Source organism: Haloarcula sediminis (assembly GCF_035656455.1).
In the GTDB taxonomy this organism is placed as follows: domain Archaea; phylum Halobacteriota; class Halobacteria; order Halobacteriales; family Haloarculaceae; genus Haloarcula; species Haloarcula sediminis.
This window is the reverse complement of the sequence record NZ_JAYMGA010000003.1, coordinates 336,432-354,224: the sequence shown is the minus strand read 5'-3', so window position 1 is coordinate 354,224 and position 17,793 is coordinate 336,432. Positions and strand designations below refer to the sequence as shown.

22 protein-coding genes and 2 tRNA genes are annotated in these 17,793 nt (G+C 67.1%); 12 read left to right on the top strand and 12 right to left on the bottom strand.

The genetic code is table 11. The features are described 5' to 3' along the window. Positions 1-69 precede the first annotated feature (69 nt). On the top strand, positions 70-813 hold the full coding sequence (locus VJ162_RS08460) for a DUF429 domain-containing protein (RefSeq protein WP_324663664.1): 744 nt from the start codon (positions 70-72) through the stop codon (positions 811-813). A 63-nt stretch (positions 814-876) separates the two neighbouring features. On the opposite strand, the gene VJ162_RS08455 is transcribed toward VJ162_RS08460, so the two are convergent. Genes VJ162_RS08455 through VJ162_RS08440 form a run of 4 tightly spaced genes read right to left on the bottom strand, consistent with a single transcriptional unit; the run spans position 877 to position 1,662 of the window. Further along, on the bottom strand, positions 877-1,071 hold the full coding sequence (locus VJ162_RS08455; protein ID WP_220589504.1) for a cold-shock protein: 195 nt from the start codon (positions 1,069-1,071) through the stop codon (positions 877-879). Positions 1,072-1,073: 2 nt separating this feature from the next. Continuing rightward, positions 1,074-1,268, bottom strand: a complete 195-nt coding sequence (locus tag VJ162_RS08450; RefSeq protein WP_162317206.1) for a cold-shock protein — start codon at positions 1,266-1,268, stop codon at positions 1,074-1,076. 2 nt (positions 1,269-1,270) lie between these two features. Beyond that, positions 1,271-1,465, bottom strand: coding sequence for a cold-shock protein (locus tag VJ162_RS08445; protein ID WP_220589504.1), 195 nt, complete (start codon positions 1,463-1,465; stop codon positions 1,271-1,273). A 2-nt stretch (positions 1,466-1,467) separates the two neighbouring features. Further along, complete coding sequence (locus VJ162_RS08440) at positions 1,468-1,662, bottom strand: cold-shock protein (RefSeq protein ID WP_137683596.1); 195 nt, start codon at positions 1,660-1,662, stop codon at positions 1,468-1,470. Positions 1,663-1,826: 164 nt separating this feature from the next. On the opposite strand from VJ162_RS08440, the gene VJ162_RS08435 reads away from it, so the two are divergent. Beyond that, positions 1,827-2,336 (top strand): hypothetical protein, encoded by a 510-nt coding sequence (locus VJ162_RS08435; protein WP_324663663.1) that lies wholly within the window; start codon positions 1,827-1,829, stop codon positions 2,334-2,336. A 9-nt stretch (positions 2,337-2,345) separates the two neighbouring features. Here the strand turns inward: VJ162_RS08435 and VJ162_RS08430 are convergent, their stop codons facing one another. After that, positions 2,346-2,609 carry a hypothetical protein gene (locus tag VJ162_RS08430; RefSeq protein WP_324663662.1) on the bottom strand — a complete coding sequence of 88 codons (264 nt, stop codon included), beginning with the start codon at positions 2,607-2,609 and terminating at the stop codon, positions 2,346-2,348. Between the two features lie 347 nt (positions 2,610-2,956). On the opposite strand from VJ162_RS08430, the gene VJ162_RS08425 reads away from it, so the two are divergent. Next, positions 2,957-4,108 (top strand): DUF4397 domain-containing protein, encoded by a 1,152-nt coding sequence (locus VJ162_RS08425; RefSeq protein ID WP_324663661.1) that lies wholly within the window; start codon positions 2,957-2,959, stop codon positions 4,106-4,108. A 40-nt stretch (positions 4,109-4,148) separates the two neighbouring features. Here VJ162_RS08425 and VJ162_RS08420 read toward each other — a convergent pair whose 3' ends face one another. After that, positions 4,149-6,362, bottom strand: coding sequence for an alpha-amylase family glycosyl hydrolase (locus VJ162_RS08420; protein WP_324663660.1), 2,214 nt, complete (start codon positions 6,360-6,362; stop codon positions 4,149-4,151). Positions 6,363-6,430: 68 nt separating this feature from the next. On the opposite strand from VJ162_RS08420, the gene VJ162_RS08415 reads away from it, so the two are divergent. After that, a complete protein-coding gene (locus VJ162_RS08415) occupies positions 6,431-7,120 on the top strand; it encodes a class I SAM-dependent methyltransferase (protein ID WP_324663659.1) in 690 nt (229 codons plus the stop codon). Between the two features lie 7 nt (positions 7,121-7,127). Here VJ162_RS08415 and VJ162_RS08410 read toward each other — a convergent pair whose 3' ends face one another. Next, the gene (locus VJ162_RS08410) at positions 7,128-7,538 is read right to left on the bottom strand and encodes a hypothetical protein (protein WP_324663658.1); all 411 of its coding nucleotides are present in this window, start codon (positions 7,536-7,538) and stop codon (positions 7,128-7,130) included. 159 nt (positions 7,539-7,697) lie between these two features. Here VJ162_RS08410 and VJ162_RS08405 point away from each other — a divergent pair, with 159 nt between their 5' ends. Beyond that, entirely contained in the window at positions 7,698-8,693 is a 996-nt protein-coding gene (locus tag VJ162_RS08405; protein ID WP_324663657.1) for a TRM11 family SAM-dependent methyltransferase, read from the top strand. Positions 8,694-8,788: 95 nt separating this feature from the next. On the opposite strand, the gene VJ162_RS08400 is transcribed toward VJ162_RS08405, so the two are convergent. Continuing rightward, positions 8,789-8,862 (bottom strand) — tRNA-Phe (locus VJ162_RS08400). A gap of 374 nt (positions 8,863-9,236) precedes the next feature. Continuing rightward, positions 9,237-9,310, bottom strand: a tRNA-Val gene (locus VJ162_RS08395). Between the two features lie 84 nt (positions 9,311-9,394). Between VJ162_RS08395 and VJ162_RS08390 the strand changes: the two genes are divergently transcribed. From VJ162_RS08390 to VJ162_RS08375, 4 genes are all read left to right on the top strand, one after another. After that, positions 9,395-9,952: a DUF192 domain-containing protein gene (locus VJ162_RS08390; protein ID WP_324663656.1), complete on the top strand. Its 558-nt coding sequence runs from the start codon at positions 9,395-9,397 to the stop codon at positions 9,950-9,952. A 432-nt stretch (positions 9,953-10,384) separates the two neighbouring features. Then, complete coding sequence (locus VJ162_RS08385) at positions 10,385-12,304, top strand: ABC transporter ATP-binding protein (RefSeq protein WP_324663655.1); 1,920 nt, start codon at positions 10,385-10,387, stop codon at positions 12,302-12,304. Between the two features lie 97 nt (positions 12,305-12,401). Then, positions 12,402-13,310 carry an NAD(P)H-binding protein gene (locus tag VJ162_RS08380; RefSeq protein ID WP_324663654.1) on the top strand — a complete coding sequence of 303 codons (909 nt, stop codon included), beginning with the start codon at positions 12,402-12,404 and terminating at the stop codon, positions 13,308-13,310. Between the two features lie 101 nt (positions 13,311-13,411). After that, complete coding sequence (locus tag VJ162_RS08375; RefSeq protein WP_324663653.1) at positions 13,412-13,990, top strand: riboflavin synthase; 579 nt, start codon at positions 13,412-13,414, stop codon at positions 13,988-13,990. Here VJ162_RS08375 and VJ162_RS08370 read toward each other — a convergent pair. Beyond that, positions 13,987-15,018, bottom strand: coding sequence for a PrsW family intramembrane metalloprotease (locus tag VJ162_RS08370; protein WP_324663652.1), 1,032 nt, complete (start codon positions 15,016-15,018; stop codon positions 13,987-13,989). The two genes, VJ162_RS08375 and VJ162_RS08370, sit on opposite strands and share 4 nt — an antisense overlap. 111 nt (positions 15,019-15,129) lie before the next feature. On the opposite strand from VJ162_RS08370, the gene pdxT reads away from it, so the two are divergent. Together pdxT and hisE are read left to right on the top strand one after the other, a co-directional pair. Next, entirely contained in the window at positions 15,130-15,723 is a 594-nt protein-coding gene (gene pdxT / locus VJ162_RS08365) for a pyridoxal 5'-phosphate synthase glutaminase subunit PdxT (RefSeq protein ID WP_324663651.1), read from the top strand. A 48-nt stretch (positions 15,724-15,771) separates the two neighbouring features. Continuing rightward, on the top strand, positions 15,772-16,065 hold the full coding sequence (gene hisE / locus VJ162_RS08360) for a phosphoribosyl-ATP diphosphatase (RefSeq protein ID WP_324663650.1): 294 nt from the start codon (positions 15,772-15,774) through the stop codon (positions 16,063-16,065). 18 nt (positions 16,066-16,083) lie between these two features. On the opposite strand, the gene VJ162_RS08355 is transcribed toward hisE, so the two are convergent. After that, the gene (locus VJ162_RS08355) at positions 16,084-16,221 is read right to left on the bottom strand and encodes a hypothetical protein (protein ID WP_324663707.1); all 138 of its coding nucleotides are present in this window, start codon (positions 16,219-16,221) and stop codon (positions 16,084-16,086) included. Positions 16,222-16,404: 183 nt separating this feature from the next. Between VJ162_RS08355 and VJ162_RS08350 the strand changes: the two genes are divergently transcribed. Next, positions 16,405-17,121, top strand: a complete 717-nt coding sequence (locus tag VJ162_RS08350; protein ID WP_407066845.1) for a hypothetical protein — start codon at positions 16,405-16,407, stop codon at positions 17,119-17,121. Between the two features lie 265 nt (positions 17,122-17,386). Here the strand turns inward: VJ162_RS08350 and VJ162_RS08345 are convergent, their stop codons facing one another. Then, positions 17,387-17,704 (bottom strand): ASCH domain-containing protein, encoded by a 318-nt coding sequence (locus VJ162_RS08345; protein WP_324663648.1) that lies wholly within the window; start codon positions 17,702-17,704, stop codon positions 17,387-17,389. Between the last annotated feature and the right edge of the window lie 89 nt (positions 17,705-17,793).

Below are 17,793 nucleotides of genomic sequence, written 5' to 3'. Positions count from 1 at the left end.
GTCGGTCCCCACCCTCAAAACGGGCACGACCGGGTCAGGTTTTTGCGCCCGGGACACCCATACAGGACGATGGTCGAGGACCGCTACGTTGGCCTGGCGTTCCGGGACGAGTCGTGGCTGGCGGTGTCGTTCACCGAGGCCGGCTACGAGGAGACAGCCGTCTTCGACGGTATCGGGGACTGCTGGGCGGCATACGAGGAGGAGGCCCGCCTGATTCTGGTCGACGTTCCAATCGGGCTCGTCGGGTCGGGCGACCCCGTCCGCCGGTGTGACGCGCTCGCCCGCGAGCTGTTGGGTCCACGCAGCGCGGCCGTCGTCGACCCGCCGGTCCGGGAAGCCACCCGCAAGCGGCGCTACTCGACCGCCAATCGGGTCCACGAGCGCAAGGCCGGCGCGTCGCTCTCGGAGGCGGCCTTCGCGCGAAGCGACGCCGTCGCGATGTGTGACGAACTGCTCACGGAGGTCCCCGAGGCCGCCGCGGTCGTCCGCAGCGCCCACCCGGAACTCTGCTTTCGGGCCTTCGCGGGCGAGCCGCTGGACCACGACGGGACGACCGCCGGAGGCTACGCCGAGCGGATGCGAACGCTTGCCGGGCGGGACCGCGACGCGCCGCCGGTCGTCCAGAAGGTGGCCGAGGCGACCGCCGGACACGGCGTGCCCGTGGCCGCGGTGCTTGACGCCGTGGTCCTCGCGTATACGGCTGTGCCCGGCGGCGGCGAGCTACGGACGCTGCCCGCGCAGGTGCCGACCGACGGCAGCGGGCTCCCGATGGAACTGGTCTACCGGGCGGCCGCGCCGCTGGTCGAGTCGTGAACGACCGCCGCGACGACGCCGCCGCTTGCGGTCAGTGATAATAGTACGGGACTGCAGACAGCCTTACAGTCGCTCGAGGTTCGTCGCGCGCGGACCCTTGTCCGCCTGCTCGATGTCGAACTCGACTTCCTGCCCCTCTTCGAGGTCAGGGCCGCCGACATCTTCCATGTGGAAGAAGACGTCCTCGTCTTCCTCGTCGGTGTCGATGAAGCCGTAGCCGCCGGTGTCGTTGAAGAAATCGACTTTGCCTTTCGCCATCGTTAGAGCCGCTCCAGGTTGGTCGCTCGCGGACCCTTGTCCGCCTGCTCGATGTCGAACTCGACTTCCTGCCCTTCTTCGAGGTCCGGACCGCCGACGTCTTCCATGTGGAAGAAGACGTCTTCGTCCGCGTCCTCAGTGTCGATGAAGCCGTAGCCGCCGGTGTCGTTGAAGAAATCGACTTTGCCTTTCGCCATCGTTAGAGACGCTCCAGGTTGGTCGCTCGTGGACCCTTGTCCGCCTGCTCGATGTCGAACTCGACTTCCTGCCCCTCTTCGAGGTCAGGGCCGCCGACATCCTCCATGTGGAAGAAGACGTCCTCGTCTTCCTCGTCGGTGTCGATGAAGCCGTAGCCGCCGGTGTCGTTGAAGAAATCGACTTTGCCTTTCGCCATCGTTAGAGCCGCTCCACGTTGTTGGCGCGCGGACCCTTGTCCGCCTGCTCGATGTCGAATTCGAGCTCCTGTCCTTCCTCGAGGTCCGGGCCGCCGATGTCTTCCATGTGGAAGAAGACGTCCTCGTCCGCGTCCTCAGTATCGATGAAACCGTAACCGCCAGTGTCGTTGAAGAAATCAACCGTTCCTTTCGCCATTGCAACTAAAGAGAGGCCGGGCCAACGGATAACAGTGTCGGTACGGTATTCCCCCCGAAACCACGATAACCGCAAGACTACAGCCGTGTGGCGAGTGATACGCACCCCCACGGCCCACTCCCGGATCCCCACCGTTCTTGGGACTCGGGGGTGACACTGTCCGTATGTTGCATCGACTGCGCGAGAACGGTCCAGTCGTGCTCGTCCCGCTGGCGTGGACCTTCGCGACCGCCGCACACCTCGACCTGCTCGCTCTCCGGACCGTGCTCATCGCTCACCTGGTGATGGACGCTATCATCGCGGCCTTTACCGTCCTCTCCTGGGGGGAGATGCGCGACGGCGTCCTGCTGGTGTGGCGGCGCGTCCTGGTGGTCGGACTCGGTATCACGCTCGTCGGAACCGCCGCCTTGCTGGCCAAACCGCCGGTCGACCTGCTCCTGTCGGCGACCGTCGTCGGGTGGATGCTCGTCCCCGCGGCCGGCCTCGTCGCGACCGGCCGGCGGATCGACCGCCGCCCGCGGGCTTACACGGGTGGCGGCGCGCTGAGCGCCGTCGGGGCTGTCATCTACGTCGGCGGGGTGTTGGGACCCACCTCGGCGCTTGTCCTCGTTGGACTGACTGTCACAAACGTCGGACAGACGGCCGGTATCGTCGCTGCCGTCTACGATTACTAGCCGCGCGACTCAGAACGAGGACAGGCCCTGCTTGAACTTCCGGATGATGTCTTTCTGCTGGAGGTAGCTCGCGGCCGCGAGCATCGTCGGTGCCCAGAGCCCGACGAAGATGCCGGTCTGTTTCTCGCCCCTGATGTAGAAGTTATACCAGGAGAATAGCACCGAGGCGGCGGCGGCGGCCGCGATGGGGTCGCCCGCGGACATCGGAGCCGAATCCGCCACCTCGTCTATCTTCGCTTTCGCGTTCGAGTCGTCCTGTTGGAGTGATGACATTGCGTTCGCACAACGCGGAGGAAATGCCTGCCCGTGGTGCCTGCAGGTGCAGGCGGGTTTAGTGCTCGTTCACCACCGACCGGCGGTTCCGTCCCGGACCGACCGTTTGCTGTGGCGCTGAGCCCGGTCACGCTCCGGCGCCGGCGAGGCGGGCTCTCGCCGGCCTGCCACGCCATGGTGCCGGTGGCGGTAACCTCTGGCTTCGGCAGGAACCGACCTCTATCCGGTCGTTTCGGAACCGTTACCGACACCCGAGAGTCCGCGACGGCGGGTCGGGTGCGGATACGGTCGCCTTTCTCTCAGTGACAGGTCGATAACAAAGTCGATGTTCGCACAGGTCCGACTCGATGACAGACGAGACAACACGCAGACGGGTCATTCAGGGTGCGGGCATCGTCGGTATCACAGGTATCGTCGGCGGCGCTGGCGCAGCACAGGAATCACCGACTCCCACGGAAGGCGCGACGGCGCTGCGGGTCGCCCACGCGTCGCCGGACGCGCCGCCGGTGAGCGTACGCCTCGACGACGAGACCATCGTCGAGAGCCTCGAATTCGGCACCGTCACCGACTACCAGACCGTGGCGCCGGACGCCTACCGGCTCCGAGTCGTCGCGGCCGAGGGCGGCGGCGGATTCCTCGGTGGGCTACTGGACGGCGTCCTCGATTCGAACCAGGACGGCGGGACGGTCCTCTACGACGCTGAGATAACCGTCGAGGAGGGGACGACATACACCGCCGCCGCCTACGGCGAGGTCGGACAGGGGGCTGGCGAAACACCGACCGACAGCACCCCAACGGCGGAAGTCAGTGCCACACCCGACGGCAATATGACGCCGATTACGCCGGCAGGGACGGCCACGCCCCAGCAACCCCAGATGGGCACCGATCAGACCGACCCGCTCGTTCAGGGGCTGGCATTCGGCGAGAGCGCGACCGCGACCGTTCCCGAGGGCGACTACCGCCTCCTGATTCGTCCGGTGGACGAGGAGCCGACGCCCGGGAGCGATATGACGCCGACCCCCGAGGACGGCGCGACGCCGACTCCCGAGGGCGGTTCGACGCCGGCAGAACCGGGCACGCCCGCGGACACCGGCACGCTCCAGGTCACGCTCCTCGAAGACGACCCCGCCAGCCCGCCCGAGGGCGAGGCTCGACTCAGCGTGTTCCACGCGGTGCCGGACATCGGACCGGTGAACATCGTCGCCATGCCACAGGACAGCAGTCAGGACGACGGACAGGGCCGGAACGGCAGTCAGCCACAGGCGCCGCCCCTCAGTGCGGATGTCACGCTGGAGGCGGGGACCGTCTACAGCGCCTTCGCGGTCGGCTACGCGGACCCGGAGGCCGCGGCCGAGGCGACGCCGACCGATGGCTCGACCCCGGGCACCCCGACGGACGGCTCGCCGACGGGGACGCCGGCTACTGGGGAGCCCCCGGGGTTTGACCTGCTCGTCGCCGAGACGGCGACCGACGGCGAGCGCGTCCAGGGCGGCAGCTGAGATGCCAAGCGGGACCGAAGCGGCGGTCCGGCAGCCGTCCTCACCGGTCGAACAGCGACGGCGTGTCGAGAACCGCCAGCCGGTCGACTTCGACGGTGACGGCGCCCTCGCTGCGGGCGACGGCCACGTCGTTTCCCGTGAACAGGTCGGTCGTGTCGACGACCGGGCGGAGGTCGACCCTGCAGGGGTCGGCGGCGAAGTTGACGACGACGACCCGCTTTTCCTCGCCGGCGTCGCGGCCGAAGACGAGCACGTCCTCGGGCCGTTCGGTCCGGTGGGCCGCGCGGACGAGGTCGGCCGACGGCCCGAGGACGGGCGAGTCGTGGTACAAGGTCACGAGCGCCCGGTAGAAGTCGAGGTGTTCCTCGGGGTACTCGTCCCAGTTGACGAACGCGCGCTTGTAGGGGTCCCGTTCGATATCGTCGGCTTTCCCGGGGTCGTCGGCGTAGGGGAACGCGCGGCGCTCGCCGTACTCGGTGATGCGCCGCTCCTGGCCGTAGTACAGCATCGGGACGCCGGGGAGGGTAAACGCGGCCGCGGCCGCCGCCCGCGCGACCGCCGCCGGTTCCTCGCGGTGGCCGACTGCGGCTTCGTGGGCCAGACGCGCCTCGTCGTGGTTCTCCGTGGCGTTCAGCAGCCGCGTGTAGCGGGGAAACCCGTCGCGGTCGCGGGCCTCGACGGCGTCGAGCAGGTCGCTTGGCGGGCGCTCGCCGCGGGCGACGGCGTGGGCCGTCTCGGTGAACCCGGTCGTGTCGAAGTGGCAGTCGAACTCCGAGGCGGCGAAGGCGGGCGTCCGAGGGATGGCCTCGTCGAGCAGGAGAAACTCGGAGTCTATGGCCCGCACGCGCTCGCGGACCTCCGACCAGAAGCTGTGGGGCACTCCCCAGGCGATGTCACAGCGGAAGCCGTCGACCCGCTCGGCCCAGAACTCGACGGCGGCAAGCAGGTGCTCCCGCAGGGCGACGTTGCCGTGGTTGAGGTTCGGCTGGAACCGCACGCCGAAAAAGCCCGTCTGGGCCGGCGCAGCGTCGTGGCGGCTCGCACCGAGTTGGCGGTCGAACCAGTCGAAGTACTCCGAAGACAGGTCCCAGGACTCGATGGCCGGGAACTGATAGGGGTCCTCGGGCTCGGGTCCGAGTTCGGCGACGGTGTCCTGGAAGAACGGGTGGGTCCAGCCACAGTGGTTGGCGACGAGGTCGAAACACACGCGGATGTCGCGGTCGTGACACGCCTCGACGAACGCCTCGAAGTCGGCGAGCGTGCCGAGGTCCGGGGCCACGTCGAAGTAGTCCGCCGTGCTGTAGCCGTGTGGCCCGCCCGGGGCCGTCTCGACGGTGGGGCTCCAGGCAGGCACGACGGGTGTCAACCACACCACGTCGACGCCCAGGTCGTCGAGATAGCCGACGCGGTCGATGAGTGTCTCGAAGGTGGTCCCGCCGGGCTCGCCCGCGAACGAGCGTGTGAATATCTCGTAGACGACGGCGTCGTCGAGCCAGTCGGGTGGCCGGTTGGGCAGGGAGACAGTCTCGGAATCGGGGTCCAGTACGATCTCGTCGCGCACGCCGACGCGCCGCCCGTCGAAGGGGGCTCCGTAGAGGCTCGTCGGGCCGTCAAGCGCGGCAGTGGGCACCCGGGCTGTCGTCCCCTCGACCGTGATGTCGCCCGCGTCGAGGCCGCTTGCGTCGTGGGGGAGATACTCCACGGCCAGGTCGGCGTCGACGGCGTGGCTGTCGGACGCGAGCTCGGGGTTCGACTCGACGACGAACTCGTCGGTAGCCCCATCGTACCACCCGTCGAGTTCGATACGGGGCGGCCCCCCGCCGTCGGCCTGTCCGGCGGCGCCGATGCCGTCGGCCGGCGCCGTGTCGCTCTCGTCCCCGCCGAACGCACGAACCGTTAGCTCGTGGGTCCCGTCGGGAGCGTCGAGTTCCAGGACGTAGGTTCCGGGCGCGTCGGGCTCGAACTCGACGGTGTTGTCGAGCCCGTGGTCGTACCGGTCGCGGTCGTCGTGGGGCGTCGGCGCGTACTGGACTGTCGCCTCACTCCCGGCCGGCCGGGCGACAATCGACCACGAGAACGCGTCGCCGGCGTAGTTCTCCGGGTCGTGCTCGGGTTCGCCCGCTATCGTGGGCGCGAGGTTGTCCCGGTCGAACCCGTGGTCGGCGTCGACGAAGACCGGGTCGACGATGCGCTGGCCGACCTGCAGAAACCGGGGCGGCCCGGGGTGGTGGCCGTCGCGTGGCGTGGGAGACATCGTGGCGTGTAGCGATATCTGGGCGTAGGAATCGCATAACAATACCGCCGATCGCAGTAGATCGGCCGATGTCACACGCGGACTGGGCGGTACAGGACGGCGCCGTCGTCGAGCAGCCCCGCGATATCCAGCGGCACCCGCTGCTGGCGGCGATTTACGACCGACATGACGCGCTCATCACGGACCACCTGCCCGGGGGCGAGACGCTCGAACTCGCTTTCGGCCAGCATCTCCACCCGCAGGCCGACGTCGGAACGGAGGCGTGGCGGTCCAACGCCGTCGGCGTCGAGCGGCCGGCCGTGCTCGGGGACGCCCGATCGTTGCCCTTCGACGACGGCGTGTTCGAGGCCGTCATCGGCCGCCGGTTCCTCCATCACGTCCCCGAGGCCGACCGGCCCGACATTCTGCGGGAGGCCAACCGGGTGCTGAAACCAGGCGGGCGGGTCATCCTCGTGGAGGGGACGCCGGGGCTGTACCGACGGCTGACGAAGCGGACGGCCTTTCGCCTGGGACTGCTGGAGGCGGACAACGACCGCTACGGCCACCTGTCGGAGACGGCGGTCACCGACCTCGTCCGAGACACGTTCGACGTGGTTACCAAACGGACGCTCGGCTCGCCGCTCATGCTCGCAAGCATCGCCCGGAGCCCCCTCGCCGCGTCGCTGTTCCCGCTGTACCGGCGGACACAGTGTGTCAAGTGGTGGACGTTCATCGTCGGTCGGAAGCCCGAACCTGAGACACCTCCCCGGGGACGCTGACGGCGACTTAGTCGTTTGCCACCCCGACGTCCTCGACGAGGAGCCGGATGTCGTTGTCGCTGCTCTCCTCGGGCGCGAAGGGGATTCCGGTCGCCTGTGCGCAGTCGCCTTCGCCGACGTTTTCGGCGGTGAACCCGCCAAACAGCGTCGTCAGCTTCGCCGTCCCGGTCCCGTCGTCGATGACGACCTCGCTGTCCCCGATAGACTGGATCTCGCCCGTGATGCTCGCGCTCTCTCTGTCTTCCGTCGAGGCCTCCGCCGCGGTCGAGGTCGCCTCGCTCGCGTCGACCTCCTCGGCTAGCGTCCCGATCTCGTCTTCACCCGGCCCACAGCCGCCACCGAGTATGCCGCTACACCCCGCGACCGATGCGCTGACACCCGCAGCACCCACGACTTTCAGTGTCTGCCGTCGCTTCATTACGACGTAGCAGTCTCAACTCCAGTGAATAAATTTTCCCATCGGAACGATACAGAAACGAACCCAGCCATCGGTAGCTCCCCACTGCCCGGGCCGACACGCCGTTCGACCCCTGTCCAGTGACTACACTTAACCCCGGCGTGGACACAACGGGACTGTATGAGCGACGAGTCGCCCGACTATAAGCAAAGCCGTCTGTTCACCACCGACGACGGCGACTTCGACGAAGCCCGGGCGAAAGACGATGCCCTCCCCGTCGAGGACGGCGAGGTCGTCGACACCGGCGAGCTGGCGGACCACCAGCGCTACGTCGAGTACCGCGGTATCTACGACGAACGCAACCGGGTCAACGACCTCACCGGCCGGGAGTGGAAGTTTGCGACCAAGTCCGTCATCCCCGAGCAGTTCCCCCCGGCTTTCCAGCACGACCTGCGGAGCGAACACGGCGGTCAGAAGCCACCCCGGCTCTGTCTCGCCCTCGTCCAGCGGTTCAGCAAGGCCGGCGACCTCGTGCTCGACCCCTTCGCCGGCGTCGGCGGCACCCTGCTCGGGGCCTCACTCGCCGCGTACGAGGGGACCGGTCACCGCGACGCCATCGGCTTCGAGCGCAACGACCGCTGGATAGATATCTACGAGACGGTCCTCGAACGGGAGAACACCGAGCGCGCGGCCCGCGGTGAGGGGCCCCTGGCCGCCCAGGAGCTTCGCCACGGGGACTGTACCGACCTCGTCGAGGACGTCGAGACCGACGCTGTCGATTTCCTGCTGACCGACGTGCCCTACTGGGACATGGACAAGGTCGAACAGACCCGCAACGAAGCCGCGACACGGGACAGCAAACTCGACGACTTCGACGGCGACGACCGCCAGACGAAAGCCGACTGGCTCGACGGGATGGAAGCCAAATTCGCGCAGTTTCGCCGCGTCGTCCGCGAGGGCGGCTACGTCGCGGTCTTCATCGGCGATATGTACCGCGAGCAGTCCTACAACATGCTCTCGGCCGACCTCGCCGACCGAATCGAGGCCGCCGGCTACACGCTGAAGGCCAATCTCGTCTGGTACGACCCCTCGAAGGACCTCCACGTCTACGGCTACCCCTTCTCTTTTGTCCCCTCGATGGTCCACCAGAACATCCTCGTCTTCCGAAACGAGTGATTACTACGTCCTGCGGACACCCCACCGCGACGGGGTGTCGATATCGGCAACTGACTGGCACACCCGCTTCGCTCGGCGATTGTGGTTCGGAGAAATGCCGCCTCCCGGATTTGAACCGGGGACAGCTCGATCTTCAGTCGAGTGCTCTCCCAGTCTGAGCTAAGGCGGCGCATATCGAGCGAGGACGACGGTAGAAAAAAGGATTTCGATACCCGCCTGCCCTAGGGGAGAAAGAGGTCCGAACTGTCGAAGGCCGCCCCGCAGTCGTCACAGGTGTACTCCGTCCCGTTCTCCGTTGAGACGCGTCCGTTACAGCGGGGGCACGTCGACCCGTCTATCATGGGTGTTGGTACCGCGACTCCGGGTAAGTGCCTTTCGGCGGGCCGGTGGAGTCGAACCACTCGGGGAGGGGAGTCACCGTTCGCGGGAGAAGAATGGGTCCGGGCGGATTCGAACCACGGTCACTCCGCTTCGCTTCGTTCCCTGATTCGAATCCGCCCAGAGGATAGATTCACCGCTCACGTTTCGTTCGCGGGAGAAGAATGGGTCCGGGCGGATTCGAACCACCGACCTCGGCCTTGTAAAGGCCACGTCATAACCGACTAGACCACGGACCCGCAGTACCGAGTTTTCGACCGGCAGGAATAACCCTTTCTCTCTGGGGCGGAACGCTTAGGCATCGCCTGGCCCACGAGACACGTATGGCACGTCGTGGAGTCGTCGCGCTCGTCGGGGTCGTCGTCGCACTCGCCGTCGCCGTCCTCGCCCTCCAGACCGGGCTGTGGGTCGATATCGTCGGCGTCGGCGAGTACGAACAGGGGACGGTGACCGTCACCGACAGCAACACCACGACGCCGTGTACCGCGCCGCCGAACCGGACCGCGGTCGCGGCGTGTGACGGCCCGCGGACGCTGGGAACGGTAGACGTACGAATCTCGGATACCGTCGAACAGCGCAGACTCGGCCTCAGCGACACCGAGTCGCTCGGCCCCGACGAGGGGATGCTGTTCGTCCACGGCGAGGAGGCCGTACAGACCTACGTGATGCGGGATATGGACTTCGCGCTGGACATCATCTACATCGACGCCAACAGGACGATTACGACAATCCACCACGCGCCCCCGCCGCCCGAGGGCGAGAGCTACAGCGAGCGCTACTCCGGACGCGCCAAGTACGTCCTCGAAGTGAACCGCGGCTGGACCAACCGGACCGGCGTGAGCGTCGGCGACACCGTGGAGCTGCCTGCTGGGGTCGACTGAACGACTGCTGGGGGTAGCGCGCAACACAGGACCGCAAACAGCCAGAAAGCCCCGGCCTGCTACACTCGGGAGGCTCGTTGCGCCCCTCGTCACTCACTGCGTTCGTTCCTGCGGTGCTTACGTCGCCTGCCTTCGTGTAGCAAGCGAGGTCGGCTGCGCCGACCTCGGAAAACGTGGCGGCAAAGCCGCCACGCGCCCGCCCTTTTGGTCCCACCCATGCCGGCTGGTCAAACAGCGCTGGGTGGGACTGAAAGGGGCCGGACGCTCGGCGTTCGAGGCGAAGCAAGCACGCGTAGCGCGCGCAGCGAGCCGCAGTAGCCGAGCGTCCGGGGGCTTTCTGGCTGTCCACATCGTCACTCGCTGAACACCAGACGACGACTGCAGTAGCAGCCCCCCGACGCGTATTTGAGTCTCGACCCGCTACCTCAGTTAATGGATATCGAGGCGGCGTCCGACGAGGACGCCTTCGAGGACGCCCGCGAGCGGGTCGATCGACCGATGTGGCGACTGTTCACGGAGTACGGGGGCGGCCAACGGCTCGCCTTCGTCGTCGGGCTCATAAGCTCTGTTTTCGCCCGGATGCTGGACCTGCTGCCGCCGCTGTTGCTGGCGCTGGCCATCGACGCCGTCATCGAGGGGAACACGAGTTACAACCTCCTTTTCGTCCCCGACGCGTGGATTCCCGGCGGGACGACCGGCCAGCTCTGGCTGACGGCGGGGCTCATCGCGGCCTCCTTTGGCTTCGGTGCCGTCTTTCACTACACGCGAAACTGGGGGTGGAACAAGTTCGCCCAGCACGTCCAGCACGCGGTGCGAACGGACACCTACGGGACGATGCAGCGGTTGAACATGGAGTTCTTCGCCGACAAGCAGACCGGCGAGATGATGTCGGTGCTGTCCAACGACGTCAACCGGCTGGAGAAGTTCCTCAACGACGGGTTGAACTCCTCCTCGCGGCTGATTATCATGGTGCTGGGTATCGCCGCCTACCTCTTTTACATCAACTGGCAGCTCGCCCTGGTGGCGCTGTTGCCGGTGCCGATTATCGCCGTGTTCACGAAGTGGTTCATCGAGACTATCCAGCCGAAATACGCCGACGTTCGGGCCTCCGTGGGCTCGCTGAACTCCCGGCTGGAGAACAACCTGAGCGGCATCCAGATAATCAAGACCGCAAACACGGAGTCCTACGAGGCCGACCGCGTCGAGGACAGCTCACAGGACTACCTCGACGCCAACTGGGACGCAATCGAGACCCGCATCACCTTCTTCCCGGGACTGCGGCTGGTCTCCGGGCTCGGCTTCGTCGTCACGTTCGTACTGGGCGGGCTCATCGTCATCGGGCAGGCGCCCGGCTTCTTCACGCTGGAACTGACGACGGGCGGGTTCGTCGCGTTCATCATCTACACCCAGCGGTTCGTCTGGCCGATGGCGCAGTTCGGCCAGGTCATCAACATGTACCAGCGGGCCTACGCCTCCGCCGAGCGGGTGTTCGGGCTGATGGAGACGCCCGGACGACTCGACGAGGTCGACGAGGCCCCGCCCCTGTCGGTCACCGACGGCGCGGTCGCGTACGACGACGTGACCTTCGGCTACGGCGAGGACGAACCGGTGCTGGACGACGTCTCCTTCGAGGTCGAGGGCGGCGACACCGTCGCCTTGGTCGGCCCCACCGGCGCGGGCAAGTCGACGGTGATGAAGCTACTCCTGCGGATGTACGACCCCGACGAGGGCGCGGTCCGCATCGACGACCAGGACCTCCGGGACGTACAGATACCCTCCGTCCGGCGTGCTATCGGCTACGTCAGCCAGGAGACGTTCCTGTTTTACGGGACGGTGCGTGAGAACATCGCCTACGGTACCTTCGACGCCACCGACGACGAGATCCGCGCCGCCGCCGAGGCCGCGGAGGCCCACCAGTTCATCCGGAACCTGCCGGAGGGCTACGAGACGATGGTCGGCGAGCGCGGCGTCAAACTGTCGGGCGGGCAGCGCCAGCGCATCGCCATCGCCCGCGCGATGCTGAAAGACCCCGAGGTCCTCGTACTCGACGAGGCCACCAGCGATGTCGACACGGAGACGGAGATGCTCATCCAGCGCTCGCTCGACGAGCTGACCGCCGACCGGACGACCTTCGCCATCGCCCACCGCCTCTCGACTGTCAGGGACGCCGACACCATCCTCGTGCTGGAGGACGGTCGCATCGTCGAGCGGGGGAGCCACGACGAACTGCTCTCGGCGGACGGCCTCTATGCCAACCTCTGGGCGGTCCAGGCCGGCGAAATCGACGAACTGCCCGAGGAGTTCGTCCAGCGGGCGATGCGGCGCCGAGCGCAGACGGATGCTGACGATTAACTGACGAGGGCCGCTGTGGCTCTCCGAGGCGTCCCTCGTCCCCAGTAGCGGCCCTGCCTGTGGCCTGTTTTAAGCCACTGGAGTCCAATCTACGGGTATGCGAGTCCTCGTCACCGGTGCCTCCGGGTTCGTCGGGAGCCACCTCGTCCCCGAGCTCGTCGACCGGGGCCACGACGTCGTCGCGCTGACGCGCGAGCCGGCGAGCTACGCCGCACCCGCCGGTGTCGAGGTGGTCGAGGGCGACGTGCTCGACCCCGAGCTGTCGCTTCCCGCGGCCGACGCGGCCTACTATCTCGTCCACTCGATGGAGGCCGGCGCGGACTTCGAGGAGCGGGACCGACGGGCAGCCCGGAACTTCCGCGAGGCGGTCGACGCAGCGGGCATCGAGCGCATCGTCTATCTCGGCGGGCTGGGCAGCGAGGACGAGGGACTCTCCGAGCATCTCCGGTCCCGCCGGGAGGTCGAGCGGCTGCTCGGCGATGGCGAGGCCGACCTGACCGCCCTGCGGGCCGCTATCGTCATCGGCGAGGGGTCGGCCAGTTTCCAGATCATCCGCCAGCTCGCCGCCCGACTGCCGGTGATGGTGACCCCGTCGTGGGTCCGCACCGAGTGCCAGCCCATCTACGTCGACGACGTGGTGGCGTATCTCGTGGGCGTCCTCGAAACGCCCGAGACGGCCGGCGAGACCTACGACGTCGGCGGCCCGGACGTGTTGACCTACCAGGAGATACTGTCGGAGACGGCCCGGATTCTGGTCGGCCGGCGGCCGCTCATCATCCCCGTCCCCGTCCTCTCGCCGGGACTGTCGGCCCGCTGGCTCGGGCTGGTGACCGACGTGCCAGTCAGCGTCGCCGTGCCCCTGGTCGACGGGCTCAGCAACCGGGTCGTCGTCACCGACGACAGCATCGACCAGCACGTCCGGCCCGACCTGACCGGCTTCGAGGAGAGTGTGCGACTCGCGCTCGGGACGGACGCAGCCGTCGAACCGAACGCCGTTGAGGCCTGACTCGGGCCGGTTTGTCCGAACTGTCGCTGGTGGCGCCCGGAGTTAGCTCCCTCACCGCCGGAGAGCCAAACCCCTATGGCCGGCAGTTCCTAACGAGGGGTATGTTCACCGGTATCGTCGAGGCGACGGGCGAGGTACTGGCAGTGACGGACGACGAGGGCGGCCGGCGCATCCGCGTGGGGGCGCCGTTCGCGGACCTCGAACACGGGCAGTCGATAAGCCTCAGCGGGGCCTGCCTGACCGTCGAGGAGTTCTCGGACGGCGAGTGGATGGAGTTCTTCCTGGCCCGGGAGACGCTCGACCGGACCTTCTTCGACGCCCTCGACGTGGGCGGCCGGGTCAACCTGGAGCGGGCGATGCCCGCCGATAGCCGTTTCGACGGCCACATCGTCCAGGGCCACGTCGACGCGACGGCCGAGGTGGTCGGTATCGAGCAAGAAGGGGACGACTGGACGTTCACGTTCGCACTGCCAGACAGCCAGCGCGACTACCTCGTCGAGAAAGGCTCCATCACGGTCGACGGCATCAGCCTCACCGTCGCGGCCCGACACGACGACCGGTTCGACGTGGCCATCATCCCGACGACCTACGAGGAGACGACCCTCTCGGAGAAATCGGTCGGCGACCCCGTCCACCTGGAGGTCGACGTGGTGGCGAAGTACGTCGAACAGCTCTGCTAGGACTCGAAATCGGGGACGCCGGGCTCGCTATTTGGCTTCTCACCGGCCTGTGCCTGGTTGTACGCCTGGCGGTAGGCGTCGAGTTTCCGCAACAGGACCAGTATGAAGACGCCGTCGTAGACCACGACGAACCCGATGAACGCGACGAACTGGTTGACGCCGTACACCGCCGACAGAACCCCGGTGACGGGGCCCGAAAGCGTGTTGTACCCCGCGTGGATGACCGCCGCGATGAGCAGCCCCTTCAACACGATGGGGCCGGCGTCGTCGGGGTTGAACTTCGCCAGCCCGAGGTAATAGCCCGCAAAGGCCGAGTAGATGACGTGGCCCGGCCCGGCCAGCGCCCGCACCGCCGCGATGCCGCTCCCCTCGCTGATGGCCTGGAAGGTCCCGGTGACCATCTCGGTGTTCTGGACGATGTAGAGAGCGTTCTCGATGGTGGCAAAGCCCAGCCCGGCCATCGCACCGTAGACGGCGCCGTCGATGACGGCGTCGAACCGGTCGTCGCGGAACGCGTACAGCCGCACCGCGAGCAGCTTGACACTCTCCTCTACGGGCCCGACGATGAGGAAGAAGAAGGCGATCTGCCCCAGGAACGGCACCAGTCCGAAGCCGGAGCCGAGGAACTGGACGGGGCCCCGCAACACCGTGTTCAGGATGGCAGCGAAGCCGGCAAACAGCACACCGAGCATGAAGGTTCCGACCAGCAGCGTCAGCGGCTCCTGGGTCGTCACGTCGGCGTAGTAGATGTACCCCGCAAGCACTAGCGCCGGGAGGGCAGATAGCGCCGCGAGCGCGGCAAACAGCGGCTGTGCCCCGAGCGCGCCGAGGCTCCCGAAGGCGATCTGGACGCCCAGGATGGCGAGGGCCAACAGGATGACCAGCCCGCGCAGCGCCCACTGACCGGCGTAGTACAGGAAATACACCAGTCGGTCGAACACCGACCGGATCTCCCAGTCGGCGATCTCGTAGAGGTCCGCCGACCGGTCGGCGTCTCGCTTCACCGGGTCCCGCGGTCGTTCGGCCATACCGTGACGGTCGGGGCCCCGCCACCTAACGGTTTGGCCACACTCCCGCCCGGCTGTGACAATATTTCGCCGAGGCGAGAGTGTTTTGGGGGACACGGACGTAGCGGAAGTATGAGTATACGGGCGGGTGTCCTCGCCGTACAGGGCGATGTCTCCGAACACGCGAGGGCAATCGAGCGGGCCGCGGCGGCCCACGACGAGTCGGCCGAGGTCGTCGAGATCCGCGAGTCGGGCCTCGTTCCAGACTGTGACGTACTGCTACTGCCCGGCGGCGAGTCGACGACCATCTCCCGGCTCATCCAGCGGGAGGGCATCGCGGGCGAGATAGAGGCACACGTCGCCGACGGCAACCCCGTTCTGGCGACGTGTGCCGGGCTCATCGTCGCCGCCAGCGACGCCCACGACGACCGCGTCGACACGCTGAACGTCGTCGACGCCACCGTCGAGCGCAACGCCTTCGGCCGCCAGAAGGACAGTTTCGAGGCGCCCCTCGATGTCGCTGGCCTCGATGAGTCTTTCCCGGCTGTGTTCATCCGCGCGCCGGTCATCGACTACGTCGGCCCCGACGTCGAGGTGCTGGCCACCTGGGACGACCGTCCCGTCGCAGTCCGGGACGGCCCCGTCGTCGGCACCGCCTTCCACCCCGAACTGACCGAGGACCCACGCATCCACGACCTGGCCTTCTTCGACAGCGTGGAGTCGTAGCCGCCAGCGTAGCGACGCGCTGAAGGGCGGCGGCGCCGATCTCGGAGTATGGACGACACCGACGACGTTATCGACGACGTGTTCGCGGTCATCGAGGACCGCAAGGAGACCCTCCCCGAGGACTCCTACACCGCCTCGCTGTTCACCCACGAGAAAGGCGAGAACGCCGTCCTGGAGAAACTGGGCGAGGAGACGACGGAGCTGATTCTGGCCGCCAAAGACGACGACCGCGAGGAGCTGGCCCACGAGTCCGCCGACATCGTCTACCACCTGCTCGTCTTGCTCTCGATGAAGGAGATGGACCTGGGGGACCTGCGGGCGGAACTGAAAGAACGCCGATAAAACGGCTGTAGAGCTACCTTACTCCTCGTCGCGACTCTCGCTCATGTGTTCCCAGATTTCGGTACAGCCACAGCCGTCCTCGACGTCCTGCAGGTGCGCTCTCTCCTCGTCGTCCGCCTTCGATTTCGTCTCGGACTGCCGGGTCATCTGCTCCATTCCAGTTACTAGACGTAACCGCCGCGTATAACCCTTCCCTGAGAGGGCGAGACACGGATGGGACGCCCACGCTCATCGCCCGTACTCGCTTCGAGCACGCGGTGCCGTCGTGTGGATTTATTACCTTCGACAGTTGTTACCACGCTCATGAGCACGACAACGGTACGTGGTACGATAGCGGGGCTGGGACAGCGCGCGAACCCGGCCTTTGCCGTCGGCGTCGTCGCCGTCGCGCTGGCGGCCCTGGCCTACGCGACGACGATGGCGTCGATACGACACCACACCTACGTCCACGTCATGTCAGGCGTCCTCTGGACCGGGACCGACCTCTTTATCGGCGCCATCCTGGGGCCGGTCATCGGCGGGTTAGACGAGGACGAAAGCGCCGCGGTGTTCGAGCGTCTCACCCCCAAGACCGCCTTCTTCCTGCCGTCGATGGCGTTTTTGACCATCGCGTCGGGCATCCCGCTGGCCCTGCGGCTGGGCGTGTTCCCGAACGCCGGCCCGTGGCTCGCGCTGTTTACCTTCTTCAACGTCGTCCCCATTCTCCTCCTGCTGGGCTGGCGGCTCGACGCCTTCGGGGACTGGCGCTGGCAGCTCCCGTTCGCCGTCGGCACCGTCGGCTCGCTGGCCTGGGTCGCCACCACTATTGGCGCATTCCGGATGACCGAACCCGCCCTCGTCGTCGCGCTCGCGCTGGTGACCGTGCTGTCGGTCCAGGGCTTTGGCTTCCTGATGCCCGGCGAGATACGCATCTACAAACAGATGGTCTCGGCCGCGCCCGACGCCGGTGTCATCTCCGCTATTGGCCAGCAAAACGCCAAGCTCGGCGGCCTGCAGGGGCTCGTCCAGCTCGTCCTGATCGCCGATATGGTGTACCTCCGCTACGGCGGCTTCTGAACCGAGCCAGCCATCGGGCCGACAACCTGTTTCCCCGTTGGTGGCTGTCTCCGCTGGCACTGCCTGACTTCTGAGTGGCCGCCCCCGACGGGGACCGCCGGACACGCTGGACTCGGCCACCGTCGACCGCTCCGCCGACGGTCGAACGGCTCCGCGAGCCGGGGCCACCGTCCGAGAGACCGGAGCCGAGGCCTGCGCGCACCTCGACGTGGAGTGGAGAGCCCCGAGGGCAACGGGTCCTGCGGACGAGTATCCGTAGCGTCGCCTACTCGCTTACGGGCCGGAATCTGTGTCGCACTACGTCGCTATCGTCGTCCCACTCGAACTCGTCGTGGACTGCAGCGAGTCGCTCGCGGTACGCGTCGAGGTCTTCGGACCCTTCCCGCTTTGCGTCCTCGTCGGTGAGGTCGCCCAGCGTCCGGTGGGTCACGTCGGTCACCTCGAAGGTCTCGCCGTCGATGTCGAAGGTGTCGCCCTCGTCGGCGTACTCGTGGCCCCGGTGCATCTGCGTAATTTCGCCCTCGGCGGCCATCTGCTGGACGTGGCCGTTGGGGAGAATCTCGTCGGCGTCGATGTGTGCCATACGATGTCTGGGGACGCAACGGGCAAAAGCGTGGCCCGGGGACCCGCTCCGAGAATATGCCCCGCGAATTCCGATTGAACGACCTTTTA